Annotated in this window: 16 protein-coding genes; 9 read left to right on the top strand and 7 right to left on the bottom strand. The window is 58.6% G+C overall.

Annotated features, from left to right (window positions below):
* Positions 1–22: 22 nt before the first annotated feature.
* Positions 23–1,126 carry an ABC transporter substrate-binding protein gene (locus HNQ72_RS03550; protein ID WP_183989582.1) on the bottom strand — a complete coding sequence of 368 codons (1,104 nt, stop codon included), beginning with the start codon at positions 1,124–1,126 and terminating at the stop codon, positions 23–25.
* 522 nt (positions 1,127–1,648) lie between these two features.
* On the opposite strand from HNQ72_RS03550, the gene HNQ72_RS03545 reads away from it, so the two are divergent.
* Both HNQ72_RS03545 and HNQ72_RS03540 read left to right on the top strand, forming a co-directional pair.
* A complete protein-coding gene (locus HNQ72_RS03545; protein ID WP_183989581.1) occupies positions 1,649–3,148 on the top strand; it encodes an amino acid permease in 1,500 nt (499 codons plus the stop codon).
* Positions 3,149–3,350: 202 nt separating this feature from the next.
* The gene (locus HNQ72_RS03540) at positions 3,351–4,067 is read left to right on the top strand and encodes a ParA family protein (protein ID WP_183989580.1); all 717 of its coding nucleotides are present in this window, start codon (positions 3,351–3,353) and stop codon (positions 4,065–4,067) included.
* Positions 4,068–4,151: 84 nt separating this feature from the next.
* Here HNQ72_RS03540 and HNQ72_RS03535 read toward each other — a convergent pair whose 3' ends face one another.
* Positions 4,152–5,573: a L,D-transpeptidase gene (locus HNQ72_RS03535; RefSeq protein WP_183989579.1), complete on the bottom strand. Its 1,422-nt coding sequence runs from the start codon at positions 5,571–5,573 to the stop codon at positions 4,152–4,154.
* A gap of 163 nt (positions 5,574–5,736) precedes the next feature.
* Here HNQ72_RS03535 and HNQ72_RS03530 point away from each other — a divergent pair, with 163 nt between their 5' ends.
* The 4 genes from HNQ72_RS03530 to HNQ72_RS03515 all read left to right on the top strand — a co-directional run bounded on the left by HNQ72_RS03530 (position 5,737) and on the right by HNQ72_RS03515 (position 7,774).
* Positions 5,737–6,576: a DUF4432 family protein gene (locus HNQ72_RS03530; RefSeq protein ID WP_183989578.1), complete on the top strand. Its 840-nt coding sequence runs from the start codon at positions 5,737–5,739 to the stop codon at positions 6,574–6,576.
* Positions 6,577–6,649: 73 nt separating this feature from the next.
* A complete protein-coding gene (locus HNQ72_RS03525) occupies positions 6,650–6,988 on the top strand; it encodes a protein tyrosine phosphatase family protein (RefSeq protein ID WP_183989577.1) in 339 nt (112 codons plus the stop codon).
* A 69-nt stretch (positions 6,989–7,057) separates the two neighbouring features.
* Positions 7,058–7,399: a RidA family protein gene (locus tag HNQ72_RS03520; protein ID WP_093001109.1), complete on the top strand. Its 342-nt coding sequence runs from the start codon at positions 7,058–7,060 to the stop codon at positions 7,397–7,399.
* Positions 7,400–7,414: 15 nt separating this feature from the next.
* Positions 7,415–7,774 carry a hypothetical protein gene (locus HNQ72_RS03515; RefSeq protein ID WP_183989576.1) on the top strand — a complete coding sequence of 120 codons (360 nt, stop codon included), beginning with the start codon at positions 7,415–7,417 and terminating at the stop codon, positions 7,772–7,774.
* A 92-nt stretch (positions 7,775–7,866) separates the two neighbouring features.
* Here the strand turns inward: HNQ72_RS03515 and HNQ72_RS30930 are convergent, their stop codons facing one another.
* From HNQ72_RS30930 to HNQ72_RS03495, 5 genes are all read right to left on the bottom strand, one after another.
* The gene (locus HNQ72_RS30930; RefSeq protein ID WP_280518259.1) at positions 7,867–7,989 is read right to left on the bottom strand and encodes a hypothetical protein; all 123 of its coding nucleotides are present in this window, start codon (positions 7,987–7,989) and stop codon (positions 7,867–7,869) included.
* A 65-nt stretch (positions 7,990–8,054) separates the two neighbouring features.
* Positions 8,055–9,728, bottom strand: a complete 1,674-nt coding sequence (locus HNQ72_RS03510) for a thiamine pyrophosphate-binding protein (RefSeq protein ID WP_183989575.1) — start codon at positions 9,726–9,728, stop codon at positions 8,055–8,057.
* Positions 9,683–10,924 (bottom strand): succinate--glutarate CoA-transferase, encoded by a 1,242-nt coding sequence (gene caiB, locus HNQ72_RS03505; protein ID WP_183989574.1) that lies wholly within the window; start codon positions 10,922–10,924, stop codon positions 9,683–9,685. Before caiB ends, HNQ72_RS03510 begins: the two co-directional genes overlap by 46 nt.
* A gap of 2 nt (positions 10,925–10,926) precedes the next feature.
* Positions 10,927–11,874 carry a DMT family transporter gene (locus tag HNQ72_RS03500; protein WP_246450198.1) on the bottom strand — a complete coding sequence of 316 codons (948 nt, stop codon included), beginning with the start codon at positions 11,872–11,874 and terminating at the stop codon, positions 10,927–10,929.
* Between the two features lie 72 nt (positions 11,875–11,946).
* A complete protein-coding gene (locus HNQ72_RS03495) occupies positions 11,947–12,876 on the bottom strand; it encodes an alpha/beta fold hydrolase (protein WP_183991272.1) in 930 nt (309 codons plus the stop codon).
* A gap of 114 nt (positions 12,877–12,990) precedes the next feature.
* Between HNQ72_RS03495 and ettA the strand changes: the two genes are divergently transcribed.
* The 3 genes from ettA to metF all read left to right on the top strand — a co-directional run bounded on the left by ettA (position 12,991) and on the right by metF (position 16,665).
* Positions 12,991–14,640, top strand: coding sequence for an energy-dependent translational throttle protein EttA (gene ettA, locus HNQ72_RS03490; RefSeq protein WP_183989572.1), 1,650 nt, complete (start codon positions 12,991–12,993; stop codon positions 14,638–14,640).
* A gap of 131 nt (positions 14,641–14,771) precedes the next feature.
* Positions 14,772–15,767 carry an ArsR/SmtB family transcription factor gene (locus HNQ72_RS03485; RefSeq protein WP_183989571.1) on the top strand — a complete coding sequence of 332 codons (996 nt, stop codon included), beginning with the start codon at positions 14,772–14,774 and terminating at the stop codon, positions 15,765–15,767.
* A 7-nt stretch (positions 15,768–15,774) separates the two neighbouring features.
* A complete protein-coding gene (gene metF, locus HNQ72_RS03480; RefSeq protein WP_183989570.1) occupies positions 15,775–16,665 on the top strand; it encodes a methylenetetrahydrofolate reductase [NAD(P)H] in 891 nt (296 codons plus the stop codon).
* Positions 16,666–16,899 lie beyond the last annotated feature (234 nt).

The raw sequence follows: 16,899 nt of genomic DNA, 5'->3' as shown, positions 1-16,899 counted from the left end.
ACAGGCGGGGAGGCGAGATGCATTACTGAACGTTGGCGCCGACGACGCTATCCCACTTGGTGGTGATGGCGGTCTTGCCTGCGGCCTGCTGGTCGAGCGTCGGGAACTTGGCCTTCTCGTAAGCTGCTGCCGGCGGCAGGGCGTCGAGCATCTCCTTCGGGATCTTGTTGTTCTTGGCAAGATCGTTGAAGCGGATCGGGTGGCAATATCCCTTCAGATAGCCAAGCTGGCCTTCGTCCGAATAGATGTATTCCATCCACAGCTTGGCAGCGTTCGGATGGGGCGCGAAGGCAGAAATTGCCTGTACGTATACGCCTGCCACAACACCGGTCTCCGGAACGACGACTTCAAGCGGCGGGTTGCCCTTCAGCGTGTCGCGCCAGGAGAGACCGTTATAGTCCCAGGCGATGACGATCGGGGTGGAGCCCTGAGCCAGCGAGGCGGACTTGCCGATGACAGGCACGAAATTGCCGGCCTTGTTGATCTCCGAGAACAGCTTCAGACCGGCTTCTCCAGCCTTGGTGGCGTCGGTTTCGCCGCCGGCAAGACCGGCTGCGTATACGGCCTGTACGGCCTGGTTGGAGCCGCGCGGGTCACCTGCGAGCGCAACCGAATTTGCATAGTCGGACTTGGTCAGGTCCTTCCAGTCCTTCGGCAATTCCTTGACGATGTCGGTGTTCACGACGAAGGAGAGAACGCCGTAGTAGTCGCCATACCAGTGGCCATCAGCATCCTTGGCGTCAGCGGGGATCGAATCCCAGGTGGAGACCTTGTAGGGCTGGATCAGGCCTTCGGCCTTCGAGGACGGGCCGAAGGAGAGGCCGACGTCGATGACATCAGGCGCCTGCGGGCCGGTATTGCCCTTATTGGCCTTGATCGCTTCGATTTCGTCGCCCGAGCTTGCGTCCGGGTTCAGTTCGTTGACTTCGATGCCGTATTTCTTCTTGAAGCCGGCAATGATGTCGCCGTAACCGCACCAGCTGTGGGGCAGTGCGATGGTCGTCAGCGAGCCTTCCTTCTTGGCAGCTGCGATCAGTTCAGCGCTCGGCTCGGCGAAAGCGAAGCTTGTGGATGCGACGACTGCGGCGGTCGTCAGCGAAAGCAGGCGATGAGCGTTCTTGAGCACGGATGTCCTCCTGAGGTTTGATCGTGTCGGCGGCAACTCGTAGTGCGGTATCGTGAACTGTATGTGACAGGCGAGGTGGATATCATCGGGGTATAACCCCGCGCTTTCAAAGCATTTTTTTCGCAAGTGTCAAAATCGGCAGGCGGGCGGCTGTGGATAACCGGGCAGTAACGTCGTTGCTGGAACACGCAAGGCGCAATTTGGCCAGATGCGGTGTGAAGTTCCATTTGACGACAACTTGAAAGTGAAGAATTGTGTTGTCAATCTTTCGTTTACTTCTGGCTTGCGGCGAGCAGTGTCCGTTTTAGCCTCGAAATTTTGGAAGAGGATACCCTGAAAGGGTCGGCCGAGGGATCGCGGCCGACCTCAAAAAAGCGTCACCTTTTCGGTGAGGCCGACAAGATCCTCCTGGGAGTAAGTCAGAGCTGTGCGGACCGGACACCGAAAGATCGGGTCCGGCCGGTCCATGGGCATTTCCGGCCGCTGGGGCCGGAGCCCTTTGCTTTGAGCAGGAGAAGGGGAATGGATAATTCAACAGCGGGCGTCAGCTACAAGAAGGCTGATGCATCCTATTTCGATAAGCGCGGCCTATCGCGTTATGCCGGTGTCTGGTCGCTCTGGGCGCTCGGGGTCGGTGCCGTTATCTCCGGGCATTTCTCCGGTTGGAACTTCGGTTTTGCAACCGGCGGATGGGGTGGCATGCTGGTGGCGGGCATGATCATCGCGGTCATGTATCTCGGCCTGACATTTTCAATCGCGGAAATGAGCCCGGCGCTACCGCATACCGGGGCGGCGTACTCCTTTGCCCGCACTGCGATGGGGCCGTGGGGCGGGTTTCTCACCGGTCTTTGTGAAAACGTTGAATATGTGCTGACGCCGGCGGTCATTGTCACCTTCATCACGGCTTATGTGAACTCGATCCTTGGTCTCGATCCAGCCTATTCGCCGCTTCTTTGGATATTGTTCTACGGCGTATTCTTGGCGCTGAATGTTTTCGGCCTGGAACTTTCGTTCAAGGTGACATTGGTTATCACGCTGATTTCTCTGGCTGTGCTGGTGTTCTTCTGGATTAGCGCCATTCCGAACATGGATTTCTCCCGCTGGGCGCTGAATATCGGTGTTGGACCGGATGGCTCGGCGATCGAATTGCCCGAAGGTAACGGCGACTGGTTCCCATTCGGTTTTTCGGGTGTTCTTGCAACGCTGCCTTTTGCCGTGTGGCTGTTTCTTGCCATCGAGCAACTGCCGCTGGCGGCGGAGGAGTCTGTCGACCCGAAACGTGACATGCCCAAGGGGATCATTCTCGGCATCATAACCCTGATGATCTCTGCCTTCATGATCGTGCTGCTCAATCCTTCGCTGCCGGGTGTTGGCGCTTTCCATCTGGGATCCGCGCTTGAGCCGCTGCTCGACGGGTTCAAGGCGATTTATGGCGATAGCGGTGTCGTCATCCTCGGGCTTGTGGCGCTGACGGGGCTGATCGCCAGCTTCCATACCATCCTCTACGCGCAGGGCCGGCAGATCTATTCGCTTTCGCGTGCCGGTTATTTCCCGACTGCGCTGTCGGTTACTCATCCAGTCTACAAAACCCCTTACGTGGCGATGATGGCCGGTGCTGCCGTTGGTCTCGCAGTCATGTTGGTTATCTGGTTCGCGCTTGGCGCGGAGCAGGGCGGGACGGTGATCGGCGCGGTGCTCCTGAACATGGCCGTTTTCGGAGCGATGTTCTCATACATCATGCAGGCGATCTCCTTCATTATTCTGCGTAAAAAGCTGCCGAATATAGAGCGGCCGTTCCGCTCGCCGCTTGGTATCCCCGGTGCTGCGCTGACAATCGGGATTGCTGTCGTCACGCTGATCTACCAGATCCAGGATCCGAATTTCTTCAAGGGCGTGGTCTGGGTCGTAGTGTGGTTCGCAGTGGCGATCGCCTATTTCGCCATTGTCGGTCGCCATCGGCTGATTCTTTCCCCGGAGGAAGAGTTTGCCATGGGGCACAAGGAGGCGGCGTCGCTCGCCTGATCAGGAAGGGTAATAAAACGGGGCGATCGTTGTTTGTTGTCGCCCCGTTGATGCCCGAATGCATCAGTTTACGGTGAAGCGGCCGCGTCAGGCTGCAAATTAACTGCTGATTAACCGTCTTTGGAAAAGATGTAGCTGAGAAGGCCCCATGCTTAGGGGATGCCAGCAGAGCGATGCGGCTCGTCACCTCCAAGGATGGAAAATGCCAGTCATATCTTTCGCCAATGCCAAGGGCGGAGCCGGCAAAACGACCGCAGCACTGCTGCTTGCGACGGAGCTTGCACATCAGGGATTTCGCATCACGATCATAGATGCCGATCCGCAGCGCTGGATCAGCCAGTGGCAGGAGACCTCCGGCAAGGTCCGCAATATCGAGGTGATCTCGGAGGTTACCGTTGCGTCACTCCACTGCCATTTACGGGAAATGGCCTCCGCTACCGACTATTTCATCATCGACCTTGCAGGCGCGCGCGATGCGTTGGTGACAACGGCGCTCGGGCTTTCTGACCATGTGCTTATCCCGGTGCAGGGTTCGGCGATGGATGCCAAGGGAGCTGCGCAAATCCTCGACCTTCTGGCGATGATGAAGGAGAAGGGCAGGCTGGATATTGCGCATTCGGTCGTACTGACACGAGTGACGTCGATGGTTACGACCAAGGCGCTGCTTGCCATCAAAGGCTTGCTGGCGGCCAAGGGTGTGAATGTGCTTGCAACGCCGATCGGCGAGCGGACCGCTTTCAAGGAGTTGTTTGAGAGTGGCGGTACGCTTTACAGCATGGATCCGTCGAAGGTCAGCAATGTCGAAAAGGCGAAGGATAACGTTCGCGCCTATGCATCCGAGGTTTTGCGGTTGATGCCGACCAGAATGACCCGCACTGCCGTCGCCCGGCTGATCGGGCTTGGCCGGGGTGTCGCCTGATACATTTCCATACACTTTAAGATATGGATATGGCCGGCGAAAGCCGGCCATTGTCGTTTGGGACGTTTGTATGCCTTGGTCTGTTTATTCGACGAACTGCACTGTGGTTCCCGGCTTGACCATCTTGGCGAGTTCCGTCGCATCCCAATTGGTGAGGCGCACGCAGCCGTGGCTGTTGGTCTTGCCGATCTTCGACGGTTCCGGCGTGCCGTGAATGCCGTAAGTGGGCTTGGAAAGAGCAATCCAGACCGTACCGACCGGGCCGTTCGGACCCGGCGGGATCTGCAGGATCTGAGTGTTGTTGCCCTGGGTGAAGTTGATCTTCGGATTGTAGGTATATCCCGGATCAAGCGCTATACGCTGCACCGTATGGTCGCCTGATGGCGACGGCGTGTCCGAAGATCCGATAGTTGCCGGATAGGCGGCGATCAGGTTACCGTCGGCACCATAAGCAAAGACCTGCTTGCGCCCCTTGTCGGCGATGATGCGCGTCACCTGACCTGTCTTCGGCTGGCCAGGATTGATGACCTTGACGATCGTGCCGGGGATGGTGAAGTCGGCGTTCGGGTTGAGGGCCTTCAGATACCCTTCGTCCATATGGAACTGTTCAGCCAGCTTTTCCGTAACCGATGTGAATGACATGGCTGGCAGCGCGGCCTTGTGGGCGTAGTCTTCCGGAATGGCGGCAACGTAGGGACCTGCAGCGTCCGATGCGGTAATCGTATAGTCGACGATCGGCAGTCCACCCGAATAGGTGAGGCGCTGCATGATATCCTCGGAATTGTTCGGATCGAGCGTTTCGCCCGTCATTTCCTGCCAGGCTGCAATCGCCTTGTTGACGTTATCGCCAAGGTGGCCGTCGATAACGCCGGGCGAAATGCCTTCGCGGTCGAGAAAGACCTGCAGGGCAGCGATCTCGGCCTGTGGTTTTTTCGTGACGGTGATGACCGGCTTGTTCGGGTGCAGGTTATCTGCCGGTGGCATGCTCTGGTTCGGCTCAAGCGATGCTTCTTCCGAATAGCCCTGATCGACGCCCGGCAGTTCCTGCTGCTCGAGCGGCATGCGGGTGACGGAGCCGCCAATCGAGCCGGTTACCGATCCCGGCTCTTCCGGGCGATATTGACGATAATCCTGGTATCCGCCCTGATTGTCGTAACGCGAGGTATTGGCTCCTGCCTGACGGCGGTTGTCATAACCTCGCGGTGCCGGCGGATACTCCTCATAACGCTGCCGATTGCCACCCTGACGCATTTCCGTGGCGATGATATTGCCGTAACGGTCGAGATAGACCCGCCGGCCTGAGCCGTCGCGACTGAGATACATATCCCGCTGGTTGGGCAAGTAGTCGAGGATCGCGCCATCCGGTGCGACCAGAACGGGTCTATCGGAATATTGCTCGTAACGCGACTGCGCTGCCGCAGGAACGACCGAGATCGCCAGAGCCGCAAGGCTGATGCTGAAAAGGACGGAGCGCTTCACGTTCTCACCGATTATACTGTTGCACATTCATGTAATCGGGAATGTGGGTGCTTGGTTCCCGTTTGCTATGTGCATTGACTGACAAGCTAATTTTGACGCTTGTATGGAAAAATCCCAGTTTGCAATAAATGAATCATTAAATTCCGCTCACCTTAGGTAAACGCGTTGTGAGCATCAGGAGGAAATGTGGATGAAAATCTTTACGGCGGCCCTTGGACCGAAGCTCGAGCTCGATGAGAGCTCCGTTCTGGATATCGGAAAGTGCTTTGTTCACGACACTGATATCGCTCCCGGCCGCGCGATCCCCGATGACGGTGATTCGCGTATCGACCATTCGCTGGAAGGTTTTCTGTTCACATGCGGGCCGGACCATATCCGTCATCCGGAAGTGATCGCCGGAGCCGCTGATGGCCATAAATATCCGCTGCATGGTTCCTATTCTTCCCACCCGGCCGAGATTCTGTTCTGGGATATGCAGGGGGAGGAGGCCGAGTGTCGGGCGCGTGTGCCGGTTCAGACGGCAGATGGCGGCGAGGCGCTGCTCGAACGTCATTGGAGGATCGATGGCGCAACCGGCGAGGTCTGCCTGCAGGACAAGGTTACCAATACCGGAACCAGGCCGATGGCGCGGGTGCATATGTACCACATGAATATCGGCGCATGGCTGTTCGATGATGGCGTGCACCTGACCGGCGCCATGCTGGATGGTGGCCAGCTGCGCTGGGATTTCGGACCTGAGCCGGGCAGTGTGTTCTGCGTGCTGGCAGGCCGTGAGGGCGAGGAGTGGGCGGAAGTGGCGCTTGGCCCGATCGCGTCGCTCGGGGGGGCGACATTGAAGGTGCGCTTCAAGACCGATGGCCTGCCTTATCTGCAGGTGTGGAGAAACCAGAAGGCGCCGGCGCATGTGCTTGGAATTGAACCGGTATCGCATCGCCTGGCTGGCCGTGAGGAATTGGCCAAGACAGGCGAATTGCAATGGCTCCAACCCGGCGAGAGCGCAGACTATGCGCTTCGCTTTGCCTTCGTCTGAGATGCGGTCATCTGCCGTTGACGCTCGTCAAGCCACCGCGTAATGCTGGCGCCACAAAAAATGGAGGTTGCCCATGGATATCCGCCAGATCAATGACGAGTATTCCGTTTCCGGTCAGATCACCGTTGAGGAACTGGACGAGGTCAAGGCGCTCGGCTTCAAGTCTATCGTCTGCAATCGTCCCGACGAGGAAGAGCCCGGTCAGCCGCACTATGCCGAAATCGAAGCACGCGCGAAGGAACTCGGCCTCGAAATCCGTCACATTCCGGTCGGCCGCATGGGCCTGACGCCGGAGGGCGTGACCGAGATGGCCGATGCGCTGGAAGATTTCCAAAAGCCGATGCTCGGCTTCTGCCGGTCCGGCGCACGCTCGACCGCCATCTACGAACAGGCCCAGCGTTTCAAGGGCTAGCCCGTTTTTCGCGCACGGCGTGAGTTTCTCGCCGTGCTTTTTCCAAGCTCAGCATTCAGGAGCATTCCCATGAGCATCAAGCGCATCGAGCCCGGCGCCCGCATGAGCGGCGCGGTCGTACACGGCAACACCGTCTATCTCGCCGGCCAGGTTGGCGAAGGCGAAACCGTTACCGACCAGTGCAAGGACGCTCTCGCTGAAGTCGATCGCCTCTTGGCAGCTGCCGGCTCCGACAAGTCGAAGGTACTGCAGACGATCATCTATCTCTCCGACATGTCGACCTTCGGTGAAATGAACGCCGTCTGGGAAGCCTGGATCGATCCGGCCAACCCGCCGGCCCGCGCCACGAGCGAAGCTGCTCTGGCTGCTCCGAAGTACAAGGTCGAGTTCATCGTAACCGCCGCAATCTGATTTAGAGCGCCACGGATGCTGAAAGCACGCCTGCTTACGATTTGCTTCGCCGGTAGCCTGCTGGCATCCGTGGCGCACTCTCAAACCTTGCCTTCCGTACCCACGGGTTCGGAACTGGACGTTGCCGCACAGGCCATGATCTATGCGCGGGCTTGCGACATTCGCTACAAGCGGCCGTCAATGGTATGGGATTCGAAATTGCTGTATCTGAAGTATGCGCGCAGCACCGTCTCCGATCCGCAGGCGGAAACGGAGAAGGCTTTCAAGTCTGCCCAGCGGACTTCAACGCGGGCCTATGCATTGTCTGACAAGCAGATCACTGTCGAATTTTGTGCGCGGTTGTCCGCTGTATTCAAGCGCGAACTCGGGCTTTGATTTCCGACCCTGAGGGGCGAACATATTCTCTATGCTGCCGTTGATGTAAAAAAGGGGCCGGAAAATCCAGCCCCTTTTTGTGTATCTGCTGATCACGCTTCGCCCGGCGTCATGCCGAAAAGATAAAAGGCTGCGAGAGCGATTGCGATGAGGAAGATGACGGCCACAAAGGTCGACATGCCTCCCAGTGCTTTTCGTTTCGTTTCATTTGCCATGCCACATCAACGACATGAACAGACTTTGGTTCCTGATTTTCTGAGCAAATGCTCAAATCTGGGCCTTAGGCTTTGTTGCGGATCTGGGTCAGTGTTTTCGCCGGCGTGATTGCTTCCGGATCAAGCCGGACCTCGATGATTGCCGGCTTGCCGCTTTCGCGGGCCCGCAGATAGGCCGGTCCGAAATCCTCGGTCTTTTCCACCAGTTCACCGTGGCCGCCGAAGGCCTTGGCGTAGGCGACGAAATCCGGATTGACGAGATCGGTGGCGCTGACGCGGCCCGGATATTCACGTTCCTGATGCATGCGGATCGTGCCGTAGATGCCGTTATTGACCAGCACGGTGATGATCGGCAGCCCATATCGCACAGCGGTGATGAATTCCTGGCCATGCATCATGAAGCAGCCATCGCCGGCAAAGCAGACGACTTCGCGATCGGGAAACAGCTGTTTGGCGGCGACCGCTGCCGGCAGCCCATAACCCATGGAGCCGGATGTCGGAGCAGACTGGGTGTTGTATTTCTGGAAGCGATGGAAGCGGTGCAGCCAGGTGGCATAATTGCCGGCACCGTTGGTGAAGATCGCATCGTCAGGCACGTTTTCTTCGATCCAAGACATGATCGGTCCCATATGGACCTCACCGGGACCGGTTTCGGGCGGCGTCGACCATTTGAGATAGGCGTCGTGCATCGCCGACTTGCGCTCGGCCCAAAGCGGCAGGGCCGGCGGCTCCAGATCTTTTATCGCCGAGACGAATTCGGCCGGAGCGGCGCAGATGGCAAGGTCCGGGCGATACATGCGGCCGATCTCTTCCGGATCAGGGAAAACATGGACGAGTTTTTGGCTCGGGTAGGGGATGTCGATCAGCGTGTAGCTCGATGAGGGCATTTCCGACATGCGGCTGCCGATCAGGATCATGAGGTCGCTGTCCTTGATCTCCTTTGCCAGGGCCGGGTTGATGCCGATGCCGACATCGCCCGCATAGGAAGGGTGAAGGTGGTCGAACAGCATCTGGCGGCGGAAGGAGCAGCCGACCGGGAGTTTGAAGCGGCTGGCGAATTCCTGGAAATCTGCCACCGCCTGCTCATCCCAGCGGGTGCCGCCGAGAATGACCATCGGGCGCTGGGATGATTTCAGCAGTTTCTCGAACTCGGCGATCTGCTGCTTTCCGGGATGACTTTCGACGCGTGTATAGGCGCGAGCCTGGGGTGCTTCGACTTCTTCCACCAGCATGTCTTCCGGCAGCGTCAGGACGACCGGCCCGGGCCGACCGGATGTTGCTACAGAAAAAGCACGGGTGACGAATTCCGGAATACGGCGGGCATCGTCGATCTCGCCGACCCATTTGGCGAATTCGATGAAGGCGCGGCGGTATTCGACTTCCTGGAAGGCCTCGCGCTCCTTCATGTCGCGGCCGATCTGGCCGACGAAGAGGATCATCGGGATCGAATCCTGCATGGCGACATGAAGGCCGGCGGATGCGTTGGTGGCGCCGGGGCCTCTCGTCACCATGCAGATGCCGGGTTCGCCGGAAAGCCTGCCCCAGCTGTCGGCCATCATCGCGGCGCCACCCTCCTGGCGGCAGACGAGCACATCTATACCGCTCTCATAAAGCGCATCGAGCACAGCGAGGTAACTTTCGCCTGGCACACAGGAAACCCGTTTGACGCCGTTCGCCTTCAGCGCCTCGACGATCAGCTGGCCGCCGGTCCTTTTGATGGCTTCCCCGGTTCTTTCCATTGATTGCTTTCCTCCTCGATTGCATTCAGTTCTGCCAGAATTTCATCCGTATGCTCGCCAACCTTGGGGCTCGGACGGTGATAGGCGAGCGGTGTCTCGGACAGCACGATCGGGCTCCTCACGCCCGGAATGATCGTGCCATCGGCCGCTTCAAGATCGATACGCAGACCGCGTGCCTTGACCTGCGGGTCTTCGAACATTTCTCCGATCGAATTGATCGGGCCGACCGGTACGGCATTCTCGCCGCAGGCGGCCAGAAGATCGGCCTTGGTCCATTTCATCGTCTCGGCGGTCAGCAGGCTGCGAACCTCGATGCGGTGGGCAACGCGCGCCTTGTTGGTTGCGTAGCGTTCATCGTCGGCCACGTGCTCAATACCCAGAATGCGGCAGAAGCGACGGAACTGGCCGTCATTGCCGACGGCGAGGATGATGTGGCCGTCATGGACGGGGATGACCTCGTAGGGCGATATGTTCGGATGAGCGTTGCCGAGTTTCACGGGTGAGATGCCGGAAATCAGGTAGTTCATGTTCTGGTTGGCGAGAACCGAGGACATGACATCTAGCAGGGCCATATCGACCTGCTGGCCTTCGCCGGTTCTCATCGCATGGATCAGGGCGCCCTGAATGGCGGTGACCGCGTAGATGCCGGTGAAAATGTCGGCAATCGCGACGCCCGCCTTCATCGGTTGACCCTCAGGCTCGCCGGTGATCGACATGAAACCGGACATGCCCTGGACGATGTAATCATAGCCGGCGAGGCTGGCATAAGGGCCGTCCTGACCGAAGCCGGTGATCGAGCAATAGACCAGTTTCGGATTGACCTTCTTCAGGCTCTCGTAATCGAGGCCGTATTTCTTCAATCCACCGAGCTTGAAGTTTTCGATCAGGACGTCGGATTGGGCGGCGAGGCGGCGAACGATCGCCTGTCCTTCCTCCGTTTTCAGATCGACGGCGATCGAGCGCTTGCCGCGATTGGTGGAGTGGTAATAGGCGGCGGACAGGTTTTCGCCATCGGCGCCTTCGACGAAGGGAGGCCCCCAGGCGCGGGTATCGTCGCCCCCTTCCGGGTTTTCTACCTTGATGACGTCTGCCCCCATATCCGCAAGCATCTGGCCTGCCCAGGGGCCGGCAAGGACGCGGGCGAGTTCAAGGACGCGAATGCCGGCAAGCGGCGGCTTCTTGGAGGCGATGTCCATGGTCAGGGGGCTACCGATGTCGTTTCGCTTGTGGTGACGGGTTTGATCGAGGCGACGCGGCGTTCGCGCCAGATGATGTAGAGGCCGGAGCTGATGATGATCGAGATGCCGAGCCATTTGATCGGATCCGGAAAATCACCGAAGACCAGCCAGCCGAACAGCGTGGCCGAAACGATCTCGAAATACTGGATCGGCGCGAGCACGGAGGCGGGGGCGGCCCGGTAGGCGTAAACACTCAACAGACCTGAAAGAGCGGCGAAAACGCCAACGCCAGCCATCCACATGAAGGTGGTGATGTCGGGTAGCGAGGGGGCAAGGAAACCGACTTCCGCAGCGTCTCCGACGAAAAGCAGCACCGCGCAGATGGGAATGCCCCAGAGCGCCATCTGGAACTGCATCGCAAAGGGCTCCTCCCGATGCGCCAATGCACGCGTCATCATGGCAAAGATGGCGACGCAGAAGGCTGTGACGACCGGCAGGAGTGCGACATAACCAATCTCCTGAAAGCTCGGGCGAATGACGATCATTGCACCGATAAAGCCCACGGCGCAGGCGGTGTAACGGCGCCAGCCCACGGTTTCTTTCAGGAATATGCTCGACAGAATGGTGAGAATGATCGGCTCGACAAAGAAAATCGCGATCGCGTCTGCGACCGGCATGACTGCCAGGGTGGCGACGAAGCAGACCATGGATATGGTGATCACGCCGGCCCGGATCGCGTGATAGAAGCTCATGCGCCAGGAAAAGGAGCGCCACGAGCCTGCCCAGAGCACGAACGGCAGCATACACAGCCCCTGAAAGACAAAGCGGGCTGCGGTGATCATCGTCGGCGACGCGCTGGTCGTCGCAAGCTTGGAGAATACGTCGATCAACGGCGCGACCAACATGGCCAAGATCATCAAGCCAAGGCCGGTGGTGACGCTGGCGGTGTGCGCTATTGGGCGTGACATGGCAGGTGATGCACTCATGATTTCGATATACTTGACTGCGACATTCTGCGCACATGAAGAAAAGTCATGAACTCATTCCGCAGCTGTTCTGATTGGCTGGATTATACGCGTAGCCCATTCGGCAAATTCGGCCGTGGCTTCAGTGCGCATCGTGTCGTTGAGAGTTTCGTGGCGGGCATTGGGCCAGAAGCGCGTCATGACATTGTTGAAGCCATGTTTGCGCAAATGGCCTGAAAGCCAAAGGATGGCTCGGGCCTTATCCGTGGCCGGATCTTCCCCGCCACCCAGCAGATGGATGGGTAAATCCTTTGGCAGCCGATCGACGAGTTTCGGGGCGCGAAAGGTCATCTCGAAAAGGTCGAGCCAGAGCGAGACGCTGGCGTCGAAACCGCACAAGGGATCGGCGATGTAGGCATCGACTTCTGCGGGGTCGTGGCTCAGCCAGTCGAAGGCCGTTCGGTGGCCGGGGATGCTGTCACCCCATGCGCCGAAGGTGAGGCGCGGCAGCATGCCGCTCGGCGTGTCGGACCCTTTCAGCGCGCGTTCTGCCAGAAGCAGCCCTTGAGCCGCGCGGCCGGCCAGGCCCGGATTGAAATTGGAATTCCAGACGGCGACACCGGCGAAATCCCGGGGATGATCGACCGCCGCATTGAGCGCGATCAGGCCGCCCATGGAGTGGCCGAACAGGATGACCGGCAGTCCGGGGTGATCGGCGAGGGCTCTGGCGTGGACGGCCATCACATCATCGATGACGAGCCGCATGCCGCCCTTCACCGCGAATCGGCCGATCGGTGCGCCCGGCGCAACCGTTTCGCCATGACCGCGATGATCCCAGACGTAGACGTGAAAACCTTTCCGTGCCATCGCCTCGGCAAAGGTGCGGTAGCGCTTCGAATGCTCCGCCAGACCATGGGAGATCAGCAGGATACCCTTCACCTCACCCTGAGCCATTGCATGGCGATAGGCGATCGCGGCACCCGTCGGGCTGGGGAAAGTCCGCATTTCCCACCCAAAATCCAAGCTCATTTCAAAACCTCTCCCGCTCTTCGCATTGCCCCGAGGCGCGTCTTCGCCTACATAGCGGCAAAACCTCTTTCCCCCGGAGCTTAATTATCGATGGCACGTCAGTTCATCTATCACATGTCGGGACTGAACAAGTCCTATGGCGCCAAGAAGATCCTCGAGAACGTCAACCTGTCGTTCTACCCCGACGCCAAGATCGGTATTCTCGGCCCGAACGGTGCCGGTAAGTCGACCGTCCTGCGCATCATCGCCGGTCAGGACAAGGAATATACCGGTGAAGCCTGGCTCGCCGAAGGTGCGACGGTCGGTTACCTGGAACAGGAGCCGAAGCTCGATCCGAACAAGAACGCGTTCGAAAACGTGATGGAAGGCGTAGCCGACAAGCAGGCCGTGCTCGACCGTTACAACGAACTGATGATGAACTATTCCGACGAGACGGCGGAAGAAGGCGCAAAGCTTCAGGACATCATCGACAGCCAGAACCTCTGGGACCTCGAACAGCAGGTCGAGATGGCGATGGAAGCGCTGCGCTGCCCGCCGAAGGACGCAGCCGTCGACAACCTGTCGGGTGGTGAACGTCGCCGTATCGCGCTCTGCCGCCTGCTGCTGTCGCAGCCGGACCTGCTGCTGCTCGACGAACCGACCAACCATCTCGATGCCGAAACGATCGCCTGGCTTGAAAAGCATCTGCGCGATTATCCGGGCGCCGTGATGATGATTACCCACGACCGCTACTTCCTCGACAACGTCACCGGCTGGATCCTCGAGCTCGACCGTGGCCGCGGCATCCCGTACGAAGGCAACTATTCCGCCTACCTGACCGCCAAGGCCAAGCGCATGCAGCAGGAAGCCCGCGAAGAGGCCGGTCGCCAGAAGGCGCTGTCGCGCGAACAGGAATGGATCGCATCCAGCCCGAAGGCTCGTCAGGCCAAGTCGAAGGCTCGTATCAAGTCTTACGAACAGCTGGTCGATGCGGCTGAAAACATCCGGCCGAGCGATGCGCAGATTATCATTCCGGTCTCCGAGCGCCTCGGTAACGTGGTCATCGAGCTGGAAGGCATCAAGAAGGGCTTTGACGGCCGCACGCTGATCAACGACCTTTCCCTGAAGCTGCCGCCGGGTGGTATCGTCGGCATTATCGGTCCGAACGGCGCCGGCAAGTCGACGCTGTTCAAGATGATCACCGGCCAGGAAACCCCGGACGAGGGATCCATCCGTGTGGGTGAAACCGTCCACCTCGGTTATGTCGACCAGAGCCGCGATGCGCTCGATGGCGGCAAGACCGTTTGGGAAGAAATTTCTGGCGGTGCGGAAGTCATCAAGCTCGGCAAGTTCGACATGAACTCCCGCGCTTATTGCGGCGCCTTCAACTTCAAGGGTGGCGACCAGCAGCAGAAGGTCGGCAATCTTTCGGGTGGTCAGCGTAACCGCGTTCACCTTGCCAAGATGCTGAAGGCAGGCGGCAACGTTCTCCTGCTCGACGAACCGACCAACGACCTCGATACGGAAACGCTCGGCGCTCTTGAAAGCGCGCTTGAAGCCTTTGCCGGCTGCGCCATCATCATCAGCCACGATCGCATGTTCCTCGACCGTCTGGCCACGCATATCCTCGCCTTCGAAGGTGACGGTCATGTCGAGTGGTTCGAAGGTAACTTCGAAGACTACGAACAGGACAAGGTTCGTCGACTTGGTCCGGATGCGCTGAACCCGGGCAGCCAGGCCTACAAGCGCCTGACGCGCTAAGGCGCTTCAATCATTTCTGTGAATTGAAAGGGCGGCTTTGCCGCCCTTTTTGCAAACATCAGACGGCGACTTGCATCCTCTATGTATTCGATATAAAGATATCTTTATATCTTGATTGCTGGGAAGCGTGTATGTCGTTAGCACTCGATACATTGGTTGATGTTCTGAAGACTGTCGGGGAGCCGACACGCTTCCGGCTGCTTGCCTTGTTGGCAAAAGGCGACCTGACGGTAACCGACCTGACCGAGATACTCGGGCAGTCACAACCGCGTATCTCCCGTCACCTGAAGCTTCTCAACGAAGATGCGCTGATCGACCGCTACCAGGAAGGGGCTTGGGCCTATTTCCGCCTGACGCAGGACGGTCCGGCTGCCGCTCTGGTCAAGACATTGCTTGCCGCCTCGGCAAATGAAGACCCCGTTCTGGTTCGCGACGGCGAGCGGCTTTCCGCAGTCAAGCATCAACGCGCTGAACGCGCCCAGGCCTATTTCAGTCGCAATGCTTCCGAATGGGATGAGCTTCGCCGTCTCCACGCAAGCGATTCTGCTGTCGAGCAGGCGCTTTTGCGGCTGATCGGTCCTTCACCGATCGACTCGCTGCTTGATCTAGGCACGGGCACAGGCTGGATACTAAAGCTGCTTGCTCCGCATTACCGTCGTGCGATCGGCGTCGATGCAAGCCGCGATATGTTGGCCGTTGCAAGAGCCAATCTCGACAAGGCGGGCATCCTGAAAGCGTCCGTGCGTCATGCGGATATCTTAAACCTCTCGCTCGACGGGCAGGATTTCGATCTCGTCACAATTCATCAGGTGCTGCATTTCCTTGACCAGCCGGAACTTGCGATCGCCGAGGCAGCCCGTATCCTGCGGCCGGGCGGCAGACTGCTGATCGTCGACCTTGCGCCGCACAAGCTTGAACATTTGCGCGAAGAGCATGCCCATGTCCGACTTGGTTTCTCTCACGAGGCCATCGGCGACTGGCTGGAAAAGATCGGGCTCGATATCGAAAAAGCGATCGATATTGCGCCGGAACAAGATGACGGTCTCACTGTCACGATATGGCTGGCAAAGGATCGCCGTCTGCTGATGGCCGATGCCGAACCGGCGGAAGCAATTTCGGTATTTTAGGAAGAATATGATGAACGAGACCACGACACGCCCGCGATTCGATATTTCTTTCGAATTCTTCCCGCCGAAATCCGAGGAGATGGAGGCGCAGTTGTTTGAGACCGTCGACCGTCTGGCGCTCTTTCAGCCGGAATTCGTCACCGTGACCTACGGGGCAGGTGGGTCGACAAAGGAGCCGACGCTCTCGGCCGTCACCGGGATCATCGACAAGACCAGCCTGCCGACAGCGGCGCACCTGACCTGTGTTGATGCTTCCAAGGATGAAGTGCGCGCTGTGGTCGAGGAATATCGCGCAGCAGGCGTGCGCAGGATCGTTGCGCTCAGAGGGGATCCGACTGCCGGAATCGGTACGACCTATCTGCCGCATGGAGAAGGTTTCCAGCGGACGGCAGATCTGGTGCAGGCGTTGGCGGAATACGGCGATTTCGATATCTCCGTTTCAGCCTATCCGGAAAAACATCCCGAAAGCCGCAATATGGCGGCCGATATCTCGGTCTTGAAGCAGAAGGCTGATGCCGGCGCGCACCGTGCGCTCACCCAATTCTTCTTCGATAATGACGTCTTCTTCCGCTACATGGATGAGGTCGCTGCGGCCGGTGTGAGCATTCCGGTCATTCCCGGCATCATGCCGATCCAGAACCTGACGCAGCTCAAGCGCTTTTCAAAACGCTGCGGCGCGACCATTCCAGGTTTTCTCGATGATCGGTTCGAAGGGCTGGACGACAAGCCGGATGATCGGGCCAAGGTCGCAGCCGAAGTTTCTGCGGAGCAGATCGAAGAACTCGGCCGCAACGGTTTCAACCATATTCATCTATACACGATGAACCGTTCGCCGCTCGTTTCCGCCGTGCTGGACAATATCGGCTACAAGCCGGGAATGCGTAAGGCTGCGGCCTGAAGCTTGGACTGGAATAAATGAAAGGCGCATGTTCCGGGGAACATGCGCCTTTCGAAATTCAGGTCCATATCAAACGTTCATGGATGCAAGATACGACCGGTAGTCTTTTGGCCTAGATGAAGAGCATCGAGGCTATGAATGCAAATGCAGCACCGACTACCAGGAGATTGAGGGGGTATGTACGTCCCATGTCTGCCTCCTTGCGTTGACGGTCCGATTTTATGTCGGTTCTGT

The organism is Aliirhizobium wenxiniae (genome assembly GCF_014201355.1).
Taxonomy (GTDB): domain Bacteria; phylum Pseudomonadota; class Alphaproteobacteria; order Rhizobiales; family Rhizobiaceae; genus Neorhizobium; species Neorhizobium wenxiniae.
The sequence above is the reverse complement of the archived record's forward strand: the minus strand, read 5'-3'. Positions and strand labels throughout refer to the sequence as shown.

Excerpts from the sequence above, each read along its gene's own strand:
- caiB (WP_183989574.1), bottom strand. The coding sequence starts at position 10,924 with ATGGACATCGCCTCCAAGAAGCCGCCGCTTGCCGGCATTCGCGTCCTT.
- ettA (WP_183989572.1), top strand. The coding sequence starts at position 12,991 with ATGGCACGTCAGTTCATCTATCACATGTCGGGACTGAACAAGTCCTAT.
- metF (WP_183989570.1), top strand. The coding sequence starts at position 15,775 with ATGATGAACGAGACCACGACACGCCCGCGATTCGATATTTCTTTCGAA.
- HNQ72_RS03545 (WP_183989581.1), top strand. The coding sequence starts at position 1,649 with ATGGATAATTCAACAGCGGGCGTCAGCTACAAGAAGGCTGATGCATCC.
- HNQ72_RS03500 (WP_246450198.1), bottom strand. The coding sequence starts at position 11,874 with ATGTCACGCCCAATAGCGCACACCGCCAGCGTCACCACCGGCCTTGGC.
- HNQ72_RS03525 (WP_183989577.1), top strand. The coding sequence starts at position 6,650 with ATGGATATCCGCCAGATCAATGACGAGTATTCCGTTTCCGGTCAGATC.
- HNQ72_RS03510 (WP_183989575.1), bottom strand. The coding sequence starts at position 9,728 with ATGGAAAGAACCGGGGAAGCCATCAAAAGGACCGGCGGCCAGCTGATC.
- HNQ72_RS03540 (WP_183989580.1), top strand. The coding sequence starts at position 3,351 with ATGCCAGTCATATCTTTCGCCAATGCCAAGGGCGGAGCCGGCAAAACG.
- HNQ72_RS03520 (WP_093001109.1), top strand. The coding sequence starts at position 7,058 with ATGAGCATCAAGCGCATCGAGCCCGGCGCCCGCATGAGCGGCGCGGTC.
- HNQ72_RS03530 (WP_183989578.1), top strand. The coding sequence starts at position 5,737 with ATGAAAATCTTTACGGCGGCCCTTGGACCGAAGCTCGAGCTCGATGAG.
- HNQ72_RS03535 (WP_183989579.1), bottom strand. The coding sequence starts at position 5,573 with ATGTGCAACAGTATAATCGGTGAGAACGTGAAGCGCTCCGTCCTTTTC.
- HNQ72_RS03515 (WP_183989576.1), top strand. The coding sequence starts at position 7,415 with ATGCTGAAAGCACGCCTGCTTACGATTTGCTTCGCCGGTAGCCTGCTG.
- HNQ72_RS03495 (WP_183991272.1), bottom strand. The coding sequence starts at position 12,876 with ATGCGGACTTTCCCCAGCCCGACGGGTGCCGCGATCGCCTATCGCCAT.
- HNQ72_RS30930 (WP_280518259.1), bottom strand. The coding sequence starts at position 7,989 with ATGGCAAATGAAACGAAACGAAAAGCACTGGGAGGCATGTCGACCTTT.
- HNQ72_RS03485 (WP_183989571.1), top strand. The coding sequence starts at position 14,772 with ATGTCGTTAGCACTCGATACATTGGTTGATGTTCTGAAGACTGTCGGG.